Here is a 13,080-nt window from a genome sequence, read left to right as displayed (position 1 = left end):
CGCGACCCGGGACCCGACGTTCGGCCTGATCCCCGGGGCGCGCCCATCTCAGGTCGCGACCGGAGTCGCCTCCTCCGCCTCGCCCGGACGGTGGTCCGGGACGAACCGGTAGCCGACGTTGCGGACGGTGCCGATCAGCGACTCGTACTCGGCGCCGAGCTTGGCCCGCAGGCGCCGGACGTGAACGTCCACCGTCCGGGTGCCGCCGAAGTAGTCGTAGCCCCACACCTCCTGGAGGAGCTGCGCCCGCGTGAAGACCCGGCCGGGGTGCTGCGCCAGGTACTTCAGCAGTTCGAACTCCTTGAAGGTGAGGTCGAGGACCCGCCCGCGCAGCCGCGCGGTGTAGGTGGCCTCGTCGATCGTCAGCTCGCCGCTGCGGATCTCGCCCGGCACCTCTTCGGCCTCGCCGACCGCGGCGGCGCGGCCGACCGCGAGCCGCAGCCGCGCCTCGACCTCGGCGGGCCCGGCCGTCTGCAGCAGGACGTCGTCCAGTCCCCACTCGGGGGAGAGCGCGGCCAGGCCGCCCTCGGTGACGATGGCCAGCAGCGGACAGTCGAGCCCGGTCGTGCGCAGCAGCCGGCACAGGCTCTTGGCCTGGACCAGGTCGCGGCGGGCGTCCACCAGCAGGACGTCGGCGGGTGGAGCGTCGATCAGCGCCGAGCCCTCGGCCGGAGCGACCCGCACGGAGTGCAGGAGCAGGCCGAGGGCGGGCAGGACTTCGTCGGAAGGTTCCAATGCGTTGGTCAGCAAGAGCAAACTGCTCAAGTGCCGCCTCCTCGCCGTGAAGGACGTGGGACTCGGGCGGCTCATCCTCGGCCTGGCGGGTGGGCCGACGGCGCGAGGCGGGGTGGCCGTGCCGAAGCCGTGGATGAACTCATGGCCTCGTCGCCCGGATCCCTCGCCCACGAGCATATCTGAGCCGGACATTCGGGCAATGGGGAACATTCCCCGGACGGCGCTTCGCGGCCGAGATGAGACCCTGGGACGATGGCGAAGGGAACGATCCGCTACTGGGCGGCGGCGAAGGCGGCGGCGGGCACGGCCGAGGAGCCCTACGACGCCGGAACGCTCGCCGACGCGCTGGCCGACGCCGCCCGCCGCGCCGGGCGGGACGGCGCTTTCGCCCGCGTCCTCGCCCGCAGCTCCTTCCTCGTGGACGGCGCCCCGGTCGGGACGCGTCCGCACGCGTCCGTGCCGCTTCCCGAAGGCGGCGTGGTCGAGGTGCTGCCGCCGTTCGCGGGTGGCTGATCTCACACTCCGACTGGTCCCGTACGGCCGTTCCGGGACGTCCGGAAGTCATTCCGGAGGGCGACGGCACCGTCCCGGCGCCGCGCATAGGGTGTGGCGACCACGTCATGCCCCGAGGACGGAAAGCCCCGAGGAGAGTCATGCGGAAGTTCCTGCTCGTCCTGCTGGTCCTGGTGGTCTGCGGCGCGGTCGCCGGGGACCGGATCGGCGTGCGGATCGCGCAGAACCAGATCGCCGAGCGCGTCCAGTCCCAGTACGGGCTGGCGCAGCGCCCGGACGTGACCATCCACGGCATTCCGTTCCTCACCCAGGCGCTCGGCGGCAAGTACGACCGCATCGACGTCCGCATCGGCGACTGGACCGAGCGCGGCGTCACCGTCTCCGACGTCACCGTCGACATGCGGGACGTCACCGCGCCGCTCGACCAGATCGCGGCGGGCAACTCCAGCGGCGTCGTCGCGGGGACGGCCACCGCGTCCGCGATCGTCCCCTACGCGGCGATCAAGCAGAACGCGCCGAAGGAGATCACGAGCATCCGGCCCGACGGGGACCGGCTCAAGGTCGGCCTCGCCGGCTCGATCCTCGGCTTCCAGCTCACCGGCGAGGCGACCGTCAAGCTCAAGCCCACCGCGCAGGGCATCCGCGTCACGCCGGTGTCGGTCGGCAGCAGCTCGCTGCAGATCCCGGTGACCGCGCTGAGCTGGACGGTCCCGATCGCGGACCTGCCCGTCGGGTCCCGCATCAGCGAACTCACGCCGACGCCCGGCGGCCTGCGCGTCGCCGCGACCGCCCACAACGTCAACCTGGCGCGCGTCCAGGCCCGCTGAGGCCCGGGAACATCCGGATCGGCGGACGGGTTGATCGAAGAATGACCGGTTTGTACGTCGCGCTGGGCGTGCTGGCCGCCGCGACGGTCTTCGGGCTCGTCCGGCGCCGCCGCGACGGGGCGCTGCGCGCGGGAGGGAAGATGGACGCGACCGTGGTCGGCCCGGCCGACCTCGACGGCGCCGCGCTCGGCGAGCGCGCCACCCTGCTTCAGTTCTCCACCGCCTTCTGCGCGCCCTGCCGGGCCACCCGCCGCGTCCTCGGCGAGGTCGCCGCGATGGTGGACGGCGTCGCGCACGTCGAGCTGGACGCCGAGCACCATCTCGACCTCGTCCGGCGGCTCGGCGTCCTGCGCACGCCGACCGTGTTCGTCCTGGACGGCACCGGACGTGTCGTCCGCCGCGCCGCCGGCCAGCCCCGCAAGGCCGACGTCATCGCCGCGCTCGGCACGGCCATAGCGTGAGACGGACGTGAGCCGGGCCATGCTGACCTGCGGGAAGACCAAGATCTTTCGCTCGCATGCTGAGATGGAAGTGACAGAGTCCCGTTTGTCGGCTTACCATCGTGCCGTGCGTTACTGGACAGAGCAGATGCTCACGAAGCGTCGCGCGGTCGACTTCTGCCGCGTGGCCGCCTCGCTCTGTCGCATGGCCTGAGGCATCGAGCCCGCCACCCCCGAGCACCTACGCCCTTCGCCGAGTCCCGCCCGATCGGACGGCGAAGAACGAGAGTACGCACCTTCCTACCGCGCCGGGAGTTCGTGATGCAGGTCGATCCGCGCGCGCTGCGCTTCGCCGCCGCCGTGACGTCCATCGTTCTCATCGCCGTCCTGGTCAACGGGAACACGGTGCTGCTCGCCGCTCAGGCCCTGGTCTTCGCACTCGCGACAGTCTTCGGTATGCGGTTCGCCCCGTACGGACTGGTCTTCAAAGCGTTGATCCGGCCCCGCGTCGGTCCGCCCGCGGAGACCGAGGACGCCCGGCCGCCCCGGTTCGCCCAGGGCGTCGGCCTCGTCTTCACGCTGGCCGGAACCGCCGGGTACGCCCTCGGGATCACCTGGCTCGGCATCGCTGCCACCGCCATCGCACTGGGTGCGGCCTTCCTGAACGCTGCGTTCGGGTTCTGCCTCGGCTGCGAGATGTATCTGCTGATCCGCCGTATCACCACGAAGAAACACTCCAACAGGGAGGTTCCCGCATGAGCCGCTCCGACGTCCTGGTGGACGCCGACTGGGTGGACGCCCACCTTGACGACCCCGGCCTGGTGCTGGTCGAGGTCGACGAGGACGTCTCCGCCTACGACAAGGGCCACATCCGTGGCGCCGTGAAGATCGACTGGAAGACGGAGCTGCAGGACCCCGTCCGCCGCGACTTCGTCGACAAGACGGGCTTCGAGCAGCTCCTGTCGTCCAAGGGCATCGCCAACGACGACCTCGTCATCCTCTACGGCGGCAACAACAACTGGTTCGCGGCCTACGCGTACTGGTACTTCAAGCTGTACGGGCACGAGAAGGTGCAGCTCCTCGACGGTGGCCGCAAGAAGTGGGAGCTGGACTCCCGCGAGCTCGTCGAGGACGTCCCGTCCCGTCCGGCCACGCAGTACAAGGCCACGGAGCAGGACCTGTCGATCCGCGCCTTCCGCGACGAGGTCGTGGACGCGATCGGCACCAAGAACCTGATCGACGTCCGGTCGCCCGACGAGTTCAGCGGCAAGCTGCTCGCCCCGGCGCACCTGCCGCAGGAGCAGTCGCAGCGGGCCGGCCACGTCCCGACCGCGCGCAGCATCCCGTGGTCGAAGGCCGCGAACGACGACGGGACGTTCAAGTCCAACGACGAGCTTCGCGAGCTGTACACCGAGGCCGGCGTGGACCTGAACAAGGACACCATCGCGTACTGCCGGATCGGTGAGCGCTCGTCGCACACCTGGTTCGCGCTCCGTGAGCTGCTCGGCCTGGAGAACGTCAAGAACTACGACGGCTCCTGGACCGAGTACGGCTCGCTGGTCGGTGTGCCGATCGAGCTCGGCGAGCCCAAGTAACACCCCTTTTCCCCGCTACCCGCGGAGTCCCACCCCGCCGTGCCAGGCGGAGAAGGAGAAACGACATGACTCAGGGCTGCGCAGCGCCCGCGCAGACGGCGCACCTTCCCGCGACCGTCGACCTGGCCAACGAAGCCGTCATCCAGGGCACCGTCACCCGTGACGGCGCCCCCGTTTCCAGCGCTTACGCTCGTCTCCTCGACGCGACCGGCGAGTTCACCGCCGAAGTCGTGACGGGCGACGAGGGCGTGTTCCGGTTCTTCGCCGCCGACGGCGACTGGACCGTGCGCGTGCTCGCCGCCGGGGGCGTGAGCGTCGACAACACCGTCACCGCCCGGACGGGGGAGGTGGCGGCCCTTCAGGTCGCCATCTGATCCGCGCCGCGAGGCACGTCCACGGCCCCGTCCCGCTCCGGGACGGGGCCGTCGCCTTTCCTCAGCGCGAGATCTTCAGCGTCACCTCGCTGGGCGTGATCTTCTGGGCGGTGACCTGGAACGGGCCGACCTGCTGGGCGTTGTTCACGCTCACGGTGCCCTGGACGCCGGCGACCGAGATCTGCGCCTGGTCGCCCTGGACGCCGAGGATCTCGACCGTCACGCCGAGCCCGTCGATCTTGGCGGAGCGCGCGCCGTCCTTGAACGTGACGGTGCAGGACCCGTTCACGCACGTGTTGGTGGTGCAGCTCGCGGCGGTGCTGAGAACGCCGCCGAAAGCGATGAGGGCTGCGACGCCGAGGCTCGCGGTCTTTCTGGGGATGGCCATGGGCCGCGAATCTAGCGGGCGTTCTGTCCGGGTAACAACCGGTCAGCGGTACCGCGCGGTGCGGGGCTCCTCGGCGACGACCACCCGTCCGGGACGCCAGCCGCGCCGCCGTCCGAGCGGCAGGACCGCCCCGACGGCCGCGACCACCGCCGCGAGCCCGATCCCGCCGCCCGCGACGGCGAACGCGATGTTCCGCTGCCTCGGGTCGACGTGCTTGGCCGGGACCATCTCCACCGGCGCGAGGGCCCCCGCCGCGGGCGCGCCCGACGGGCCGCCGCTCGACAGCACCGCCGTCACCGCCTCGCCCGGGTTGACCATGCCCGCGCCGCTGCCCGCGCCCTTGCCGCCGTCGGCGGTGCGCTCCAGCCGGTCCTTGATCTGCGCGGGCGTCAGGTCCGGGTAGGCCTGCCGGATCAGCGCGACGACGCCGGCGACGATGGGGGCGGCGAAGCTCGTCCCGTCCTTGGCGATGTAGCGGCCGTCCGCCGACGCGGTGATGATGTCCTTGCCGGGCGCGATCACCGTGACGGGCGTCTTCGGGTTGGAGAACGTGGTGATGGAGCCCGTCCGGTCCACCGCGCCGACCGTGATCACGCCGGGGTAGCCGCCCGGGTACATCAGCTCGGGGACGTCGCCCTTCTCCCGGTCCAGGTTGCCCGCCGCCGCCACCACCGGGATGTTGCGCGCCAGCGCCTGCTTGACGGCCGCGCGCAGCCGGGGGTCGTCGGAGATCGACTGGGTGGAGATGTTGATGACGTCGGCGTGCTTGGCGATGGCCGCCTCGATGCCCTTGGCGGCGAGCCCGCTGTCCACGCCGGACGACTGCGCGGCGAACTTGATCGGCAGGATCTTCGCGTCCGGCGCGACGCCGTAGAACGGGGTGACGCCGCGCTTGGCGGCGATGAGGGCGGCGACCTCGGTGCCGTGCCCGACGCAGTCGGCCTGCCCGGACCTGCTCACGTCCACCGTCGGCAGCACCTGCCCGGCGAGCTGCGGGTTCGCGGCGCTGACCCCGCTGTCCACGACGGCGACGACGATGCCCCTGCCGGTCGCCTTGTCGTGCGCGGCCTTGACGTTCAGCGTCTCCAGCCACCACGGCGCGGGCTCCTGCTGGAGCTGCGCCTTGCCGTACGCGCCCTGCTCGGGGGAACAGTTGGCGGGGGCGCGCGGCGCGGCCTGCGCCGTCGGGGGTACGGCCAGCGGCGCGACACACCCGGCCAGCACGGCGATCGCCGTCCACCTCATGGTCACAGCCTTCCAGGGAGTCATCGAGGGCCGCACAGAACTTTAGGGGATACACCCGCAAAGCGCCCGGCGTGAAGCCGTGACGGGCCACGGGTCTTGCCCCTATCCTGCCGGAAGCTCCCCAGCGTCCCCTACCGGAAACGCACGGCGATGTACCCTCCCTCGGCCCCTCGCCCGTCCCCCTGGTCTCCCGCGCCGCCGCCCCCGCCGGGCTCCAACCGGTCCGGCATCAGCCGCCGCGCCAAACTCTTCTTCCTCGCACTCGCCGCCGGCGCCCTGGCCTTCTCCCTCGGCATCGCCGGTCTGATCTTCTTTCTCTCGGGCGACACCGAGTACAGGACGCTCGACCCGAAGGCGAGCAAGCCGTACCGGTCCTATGCGCCCTTCACCGGCGAATGCTTCGACGAGGAAGCCATCCTGCGCAAGTGCTCCGACGACCGGGCGCGCTGGAAGGTCGCGGGCGAGGTCCGGAGCAAGACGCCGCCCGCCGGCGCGGCGGGAACGACGTTCGTGACCGGCGCCCCGGTGACCGCCGTCTGCTCGCAGCATGCGGGCGCGATCGCCCTCTACTGGGTGAACGACTGGCGGTACAAGTCCGGGTCCGACGACAGCTACACCACCTACTGCTTCACCGCCGTGAACCACTAGAGCCCGCAGAACGATCCAACATGGCGATCCCCCCGCCATCGGAAGGCACCGCATGACGATCCAGATCGACCCGGAGCGCATCGCCAAGCACGGCCAGGACGTCGTGCACATCAAGGACGGCGACTACGAGAACGCCCGCAAGGAACTGAACGACAACGGGACGGTCGAGGGCGGAGACTTCTCCATCGTCGGCAACACGGCCTCGATGCTGTACCCGATGGGCCTGCAGTTCGCGTACGAGACGCTCAACAGCCACAAGGACATGCTGGAGGACTTCGCGAAGAAGGTGGACAACACAGCGAAGACCTACCGCGCGTCCGAGCAGTCCAGCACGATCAAGACGGTCTGAGGGAAGAATTCATGTCCGGCACGTTCAACTCGTACGGGTCGCTGATGTCCGCCGCGCAGATGACGGCGGGCGGCGCGCAGATCGTCCTGCCGCCCGTGATCTGGATCGCGACGGAGTTCAAGCTCGCCAACGGCAACCCGGTCAACCTGGAGAAGGCCGCCGAGTCCTGGGACAAGACGGCGAAGGGCCTCCAGAAGACCGCGCAGGAACTGAAGCAGTCGCTCCAGGCGATCCCGGCGCAGGCGTGGACGGCGCAGGACCGCGACGCCTACGCCAAGAAGGTCGACGAGTTCTGCCAGCAGCTCGACATCGTCGCCACGTTCTGCCAGGCCGTCTCGATCGCGCTGATCGCCTACGCGTACGCGATGCTCGTCTACGCGATCTTCGCCATGGGGATGGGCGTGTTCGTCGCCGCGCTCGCGGTCGCGTTCATCGCAGCCGCCGCCGGGGTCTTCACGGCCGTCGCCTGCCCGGAGATCGAGGCCGTCGCCGCGACCTGCCTGACGATCACGACGGTCGCGACCGGGATCCTCGGCGCCGCCGCGTCGATCGCGGGCATGGTGTTCCAGGGCGGCGCGATGCTCGCCGCGATCCAGGAGTACACGCACGGCGACAAGGGCGCGCTGACCGACTTCCGGCAGGCCGAGGCGACGGGCGCGGCGACGGCGCTGGCCAACGGCGCGCAGAACGCGATCAACGCCGGGCTCACCGTCGCCGGGGCGCGCGGGATGGGCAAGGGCTCGCCGATCTCGAACGTCGACCTGGACGCCGACCGCAACGCCAACCACACCTGGAACATCGGCGGCGGCGCGACCTACAAGACGCCGACCGGCACCGAGATCACCGGCGGCGGCCACGTGAAGTGGGGCGACCACGGGCTCGCGGGCGGGGACCTGTCCGGCGGCGTGAAGGTCGGCGGCGTCGCGTCCGTCAACGGGAACGCCGAGTACACCGACGAGGACGGCATCGGCCAGGGCAAGGGCGGCGAGATCAAGTACGGCGCGCAGGGCACCCTGTCCACGCCCGACAGCCTCGGCTTCAACAACCCGACGCGGCTCCCGGACCCGAACGGCGGCAAGAACGACAGCCTCCCGCTGCCGTCGGCGGGGATCACCGGCGGAGTCAGCGGCTCCCACAATTTCGGCGACGGCTCGGGCACCCTTTCCGGCAACGCGGGCGTGCAGGTCAACGGCCAGGACGGCTACAAGCGCACCGAGACCTACGCCGACGACGGCAAGGGCGGCTACAAGACCACCGACCAGACCGACACCCCCTTCTCCACGAAGAAGAAGGAGGACAAGGCCCCGCCGTGGGACCTGTGAGCCGTCCGGCCTCGTCCTGATGTGAGAAACGGCCCCGGGAAAGCTCCCGGGGCCGTCGCGCGCGACGCGGTCAGCGGGGGCCGGGGCGGTTGGGGCCGTTGTAGTTGTCCATCGCCTCCTTGGCGCGCTGCTGCTGCACGCCCAGCTCGCGCGCCAGGTCCCGCATCTGCCCGGCGAACCCGTTGGCGATCTTGTCGAGGGACGCCAGCGCGCCCGCCGGGTCCATGCCCTTCGCCGGGTCGTCGGACAGCTTGAACATCGAGGCGCTGGCCTCCTGCACCTTCTTCTGGAGGTCCTGCGCGGCGGCGTTCACGGCCGTCCGGACGGCGTCGCTCAGCTCGGCGGCCGGGAGGCGCATCGCGCGCGGGTCCAGGTCGAGCTTCGTCAAGCCGCCCTCGGTGCGGTACTCGGCGACGATCCGTCCGTCGGCGGCCTCGCCTCTCCCGACGGCCGCGTTGATGGCGTCCTGCATCTGGGAGAAGTCGCCCATCTGACGTTCCATGTCGCGCTGGAACGCTTCGAATCCGGGACCGAGGCTGAATTCCGCCATCGCTTGCCTAACCTTTCCGTGGGGAGCGGGTCACTCGTACTGGGCGGTCTGGATGAGCCGGGTGCCGGAACGACGGTCGACGAGGTAACCGCGGCCCTGCGGCAGCGGGTGCCCCTTGAGATTGCCGAACAGCGCGCCCTCGTCCTTGTTGCCGGACATCATCAGCGCGGGGGAGCCCATCTCCTTGATGCGCTGGAGGACCGGGTCGTACATCGCGCGTCCGGCGCCGCCGAACGCGCGCGCGACGATGACGTGGAGGCCGATGTCGCGGGCCTGCGGCAGCAGCTCCACGAGCTGCCCCACCGGGTTCCCGGACGTCGCGACCAGGTCGTAGTCGTCGATGATCAGGTACAGGTCGGGGCCCTTCCACCAGGACCGGTCGCGGAGCTGGTCGGGCGTGAGGTCCGCCGGGGGGAGCCGCGCCTGCAGCGCCCCGACGATGTCCTTCACGAGCCCGCCGGCCGCCGCGGACGACGCCGCGTACCCGATCCGGTGGTCGGTGGTGGCCGCGTCGAGCAGCGCCCGCCGGTAGTCGATGAAGATCATCCGGGCCTGCTCGGGCGTGTACCGGTCGATGAGGCCCTTGGTGATGCCGCGCAGCAGGTTGGACTTGCCGCACTCGGTGTCGCCGATGAGCAGGAAGTGTGACTCGGTGGAGAAGTCCAGGAAGACCGGCGCGAGGTTGTCCTCGTCGATCCCGATCGGGATGCGCGCGCCCGTCTCGGCCGGGGCCGGCAGGGACGTCGCGGGCAGCAGCGACGGCAGCATCCGCACCTGCGGCGCCTGCGGCCCGCTCCAGTTCCCCGCGACCGCGCCGACGAACTTCTTGACGCCCTCGGCGAGCGTCGTCGCGTCGGTGTCGCCGTCCAGCCGGGGCAGCGCGGTGAGGAAGTGGTGGCCCTCGCGGGTGATGCCGCGGCCGGGCTTGCCCTCCGGGACGTTGCCCGCGAGCTTGCGGTCGATCTCCGACTCGTAGGGGTCGCCGAGGCGCAGTTCCAGCTTCGTCCCCCACAGGTCACGGATGTTCATCCGGAATTCCGACCATTTGTTCACGGTCGCGACGAGGTGGATGCCGTAGCCGAGGCCGCGCGCGGTGAGGTCGGTGAGGGTCGCCTCCAGGCTCTCGAAGTCCTGGCGGAGCGTCATCCAGCCGTCCACGACGAGGAACACGTCGCCGTAGCCGTCCCCGGTGATCTCGCCGGACGCCCGCAGCCGCCGGTAGGTCGCCATCGAGTCGATGCCGCGCTCGGCGAACTCGCGCTCGCGGCGCTCCAGCAGCGAGGTGACCTCGGCGACGGTGCGGCGGACGCGGTCGGAGTCGAGCCGGTTCGCGACGCCGCCGACGTGCGGCAGCTCCTCCAGGGGACCGAGCGTGCCGCCGCCGAAGTCCAGGCAGTAGAACTGCACCTGCTGCGGGGTGTGCGTCATCGCCAGCGACGCGATCAGCGTGCGGACCATCGTGGACTTCCCGCCCTGCGGAGCGCCCGCGATGCCGACGTTCCCGGCCGCGCCGGTGAGGTCGACGTACATGGGGTCGCGGCGCTGGTCGAAGGGTTTATCCACAATCCCGACGACGGCGTGCAGCCGGTTGCGCCAGCCCTCATGCTGGGTGGTGAGGCCCAGCTCGGGGAAGACGGCGAGCGAGGGCAGCAGCTCGTCCAGGGTGGGAGGCGCGTCCAGTGGGGGAAGCCAGATCTCGTGCGCGGGAGGCCCGTGCCCCTCCAGCTGCTTGACGACCACGTCGAACAGGGAGGCCTGCGAGTCGGAGTGCTCGTGCTGCTGCTCGGCGGCCTGCTCCTCGATGAGCTGCGGCCGGATGTAGTCCGGGATGTACGGGACGACCTGCCGAACCACCCGTGCGCCCGCCTTCTCCTTGGGCTGCAGGTCCTCGGTCGCCGGGCCGGAGACGTACGCGGCGCGGAAGCGCGTCATCGACTCGGTGCCGAACTTCATGTAGCCGTGCCCGGGCGCGGACGGCAGCTCGTAGGCGTCGGGGACGCCGAGCACCACGCGGGACTCCTGCGCGGAGAACGTCCGCAGGCCGATCCGGTAGGACAGGTGCGTGTCCAGGCCGCGCAGCTTGCCCTCCTCCAGGCGCTGCGAGGCCAGCAGGATGTGGACGCCGAGCGACCGGCCCAGCCGGCCGATCATGACGAACAGGTCGGCGAACTCCGGCTTGGCCGACAGCAGCTCGGAGAACTCGTCCAGCACGAGGAACAGGGTCGGCATCGGCTTGAGGTCGGCGCCCTGCTCGCGCGCCTTCTCGTAGTCGCGCAGCGAGGCGTAGTTCCCGGACGCGCGCAGGTACTCCTGGCGGCGGACCATCTCGCCGTGCAGCGCGTCGTACATGCGGTCCACCAGCGGGAGTTCGTCCTCCAGGTTGGTGATGACCGCGGAGACGTGCGAGAGCTGGTCCATGCCGAGGAACGTCGCGCCGCCCTTGAAGTCGACGAGGACGAAGTTCAGCACCTCGGACGAGTGCGTGACGGCGAGCCCGAGCACCAGCGTGCGCAGCGCCTCGGACTTGCCGGAGCCGGTCGCGCCGATGCACAGGCCGTGCGGCCCCATGCCGCCCTGCGCGGACTCCTTGATGTCGAGGTGGACGGGCCGTCCCTCGGTGTCCACGCCGATCGGCACGCGGAGCCGGTTGCGCGGCGCCCGCGGACGCCACATGACGTTCGGGTCGACCTGGAACGGGTTGTCGATGCCGAGCAGCGAGGTGACCGTGGTCGCCGAGGACAGCGCGTCCTCCTCCGGGCCCGCGGCGACGCTCGTGCGCAGCGGCGCGAGCTGCCGGGCGAGCGCCTCGGCCTGCTGGAGCGTCACCGTGTCGGGCTTGCAGATGCGCGTGCCGACGTCCTTGCCGGTGCGGTCCTTGGTGAGCCGGTCCACCCGCTCGGGACGGACGTTCAGCCGCAGCATCAGCGACTCGTGCACCGGCGCGACCGACCCGGTCAGGTCGATGATGCAGACGCCCTCGATGCCGTCGGCGGCGAGCTGGGAGTCGTAGGACGCCTGCCCGCCGTCCATGATGATCACGTAGTAGGGGAGGTCGTCCTGCGACAGGCCCGGCTGGAAGCGCGGCCGGTCCTTCACCTCGGGGCCGAACATCGCCTCCAGCGTCGCCATGCTGTCGCTCATCAGGCGCACCGGCCCGGCGGCGTCGGTCTCGGTCGGGTGCTGGTTGTGCGGCATCCACTTGATCCACTGCCACCACGGCATCCGCTCCCGCGACGCGCACACCGCGATGCGGATGTCGTCGGGCGAGTGGAACGCCGCGAGCTGGAGCAGCATCGCGCGGATCATCCCGTAGACGGCCTCCGGGTCGCCCTGCGGGACGATCCGCGAGAACGACCGCAGCGACGCGGCGATCGGCAGGTTCGGGACGTTGGAGTGCGTCCGCATGAACCGGCGCAGCGCGCCCGCCGTCATCGGTTCGAGGTCCTCGATCGGCTTGGTCTCGGGGGCGATGAGCTGGACGGCGAGCTTCTGCGCGCCCGTCCCGATGCGGATCTGCCCGAAGTCGTCGTCGGACGGCCGCCGCTCCCACAGCCGCGCGCTCATCACGAGCGACCACAGCGACCCCGGGTCCGGGCTGCTCCACTCCAGCGCCTCGCGCTGCTGCTGCGCGGCCTTGCGGACGTTGCGCCGCACCTGCCCGAGGTAGCGCAGGTAGTCGCGGCGCTCGTTGTTCAGCTTGACCTTGCGCTCGCCGCTGTTCTTGCCGACCTGGCCGAGCATCATGCCGAACATCGACACCGCGAACATTCCGCCGGCGACGTACTGCATGGTGCCGCCGCCGCGTCCGGCCATCATGAACACCATCGCGCCGGACCCCGCGAGCATCGGCAGGTACGTCAGCACCGCCTGGAATCCCTGCGGGATCAGTTCCGGCAGCTCGGGCGGGGACTCCAGCAGAATCTCGCCGCGCGGCATCGCGGGCGGCTTGCGCCGCTCGCCGCGCCGGACGATGACCGTGCTCACGCTAGCTTCCTCCTACGAGGGGACAGGCAGAAGCTGCCTCTTGGCGTATCCCTTGGCTCGCCGGGCGCGGCGGCCGTCGCGAACCGTCACAGATGCTACGGGGATCCATC

Annotated in this window: 15 protein-coding genes; 10 read left to right on the top strand and 5 right to left on the bottom strand. The window is 70.8% G+C overall.

Going from position 1 to position 13,080, the window contains the following annotated elements:
- Positions 1-48 precede the first annotated feature (48 nt).
- Complete coding sequence (locus GQ466_RS12235) at positions 49-765, bottom strand: winged helix-turn-helix transcriptional regulator (RefSeq protein ID WP_103561716.1); 717 nt, start codon at positions 763-765, stop codon at positions 49-51.
- Positions 766-987: 222 nt separating this feature from the next.
- Between GQ466_RS12235 and GQ466_RS12230 the strand changes: the two genes are divergently transcribed.
- From GQ466_RS12230 to GQ466_RS12205, 7 genes are all read left to right on the top strand, one after another.
- Positions 988-1,248 carry a MoaD/ThiS family protein gene (locus GQ466_RS12230; protein ID WP_161102982.1) on the top strand — a complete coding sequence of 87 codons (261 nt, stop codon included), beginning with the start codon at positions 988-990 and terminating at the stop codon, positions 1,246-1,248.
- Positions 1,249-1,388: 140 nt separating this feature from the next.
- Positions 1,389-2,075 carry an LmeA family phospholipid-binding protein gene (locus tag GQ466_RS12225; RefSeq protein ID WP_161102981.1) on the top strand — a complete coding sequence of 229 codons (687 nt, stop codon included), beginning with the start codon at positions 1,389-1,391 and terminating at the stop codon, positions 2,073-2,075.
- A gap of 41 nt (positions 2,076-2,116) precedes the next feature.
- On the top strand, positions 2,117-2,536 hold the full coding sequence (locus GQ466_RS12220; RefSeq protein ID WP_161102980.1) for a TlpA family protein disulfide reductase: 420 nt from the start codon (positions 2,117-2,119) through the stop codon (positions 2,534-2,536).
- Between the two features lie 19 nt (positions 2,537-2,555).
- Positions 2,556-2,729 (top strand): Ms5788A family Cys-rich leader peptide, encoded by a 174-nt coding sequence (locus GQ466_RS33120; RefSeq protein ID WP_378186379.1) that lies wholly within the window; start codon positions 2,556-2,558, stop codon positions 2,727-2,729.
- 107 nt (positions 2,730-2,836) lie between these two features.
- Positions 2,837-3,274 (top strand): DUF4395 domain-containing protein, encoded by a 438-nt coding sequence (locus GQ466_RS12215; RefSeq protein ID WP_161102979.1) that lies wholly within the window; start codon positions 2,837-2,839, stop codon positions 3,272-3,274.
- The gene (locus GQ466_RS12210) at positions 3,271-4,110 is read left to right on the top strand and encodes a sulfurtransferase (protein ID WP_161102978.1); all 840 of its coding nucleotides are present in this window, start codon (positions 3,271-3,273) and stop codon (positions 4,108-4,110) included. Before GQ466_RS12215 ends, GQ466_RS12210 begins: the two co-directional genes overlap by 4 nt.
- Before the next feature lie 65 nt (positions 4,111-4,175).
- Complete coding sequence (locus GQ466_RS12205; protein WP_161102977.1) at positions 4,176-4,484, top strand: DUF1416 domain-containing protein; 309 nt, start codon at positions 4,176-4,178, stop codon at positions 4,482-4,484.
- A 61-nt stretch (positions 4,485-4,545) separates the two neighbouring features.
- Here GQ466_RS12205 and GQ466_RS12200 read toward each other — a convergent pair whose 3' ends face one another.
- The gene (locus tag GQ466_RS12200; RefSeq protein WP_161102976.1) at positions 4,546-4,872 is read right to left on the bottom strand and encodes a hypothetical protein; all 327 of its coding nucleotides are present in this window, start codon (positions 4,870-4,872) and stop codon (positions 4,546-4,548) included.
- 42 nt (positions 4,873-4,914) lie between these two features.
- Entirely contained in the window at positions 4,915-6,117 is a 1,203-nt protein-coding gene (locus GQ466_RS12195) for a S8 family peptidase (RefSeq protein WP_161102975.1), read from the bottom strand.
- 150 nt (positions 6,118-6,267) lie between these two features.
- On the opposite strand from GQ466_RS12195, the gene GQ466_RS12190 reads away from it, so the two are divergent.
- From GQ466_RS12190 to GQ466_RS12180, 3 genes are read left to right on the top strand one after another with little or no spacing between them, the layout of a single operon-like run.
- Complete coding sequence (locus GQ466_RS12190; protein WP_161102974.1) at positions 6,268-6,765, top strand: hypothetical protein; 498 nt, start codon at positions 6,268-6,270, stop codon at positions 6,763-6,765.
- 52 nt (positions 6,766-6,817) lie between these two features.
- The gene (locus GQ466_RS12185) at positions 6,818-7,114 is read left to right on the top strand and encodes a hypothetical protein (protein ID WP_161102973.1); all 297 of its coding nucleotides are present in this window, start codon (positions 6,818-6,820) and stop codon (positions 7,112-7,114) included.
- Between the two features lie 11 nt (positions 7,115-7,125).
- A complete protein-coding gene (locus GQ466_RS12180) occupies positions 7,126-8,436 on the top strand; it encodes a hypothetical protein (RefSeq protein WP_161102972.1) in 1,311 nt (436 codons plus the stop codon).
- 70 nt (positions 8,437-8,506) lie between these two features.
- On the opposite strand, the gene GQ466_RS12175 is transcribed toward GQ466_RS12180, so the two are convergent.
- Together GQ466_RS12175 and eccCa are read right to left on the bottom strand one after the other, a co-directional pair.
- Positions 8,507-8,986 (bottom strand): YbaB/EbfC family nucleoid-associated protein, encoded by a 480-nt coding sequence (locus tag GQ466_RS12175; RefSeq protein ID WP_161102971.1) that lies wholly within the window; start codon positions 8,984-8,986, stop codon positions 8,507-8,509.
- Between the two features lie 30 nt (positions 8,987-9,016).
- Positions 9,017-12,970, bottom strand: a complete 3,954-nt coding sequence (gene eccCa / locus GQ466_RS12170; protein ID WP_161102970.1) for a type VII secretion protein EccCa — start codon at positions 12,968-12,970, stop codon at positions 9,017-9,019.
- Between the last annotated feature and the right edge of the window lie 110 nt (positions 12,971-13,080).

The organism is Actinomadura rayongensis (genome assembly GCF_009831215.1).
Classification (GTDB): Bacteria; Actinomycetota; Actinomycetes; order Streptosporangiales; family Streptosporangiaceae; genus Spirillospora; species Spirillospora rayongensis.
Note: the sequence above shows the minus strand (reverse complement) of the source record. Positions and strands in the feature narration are given on the sequence as shown.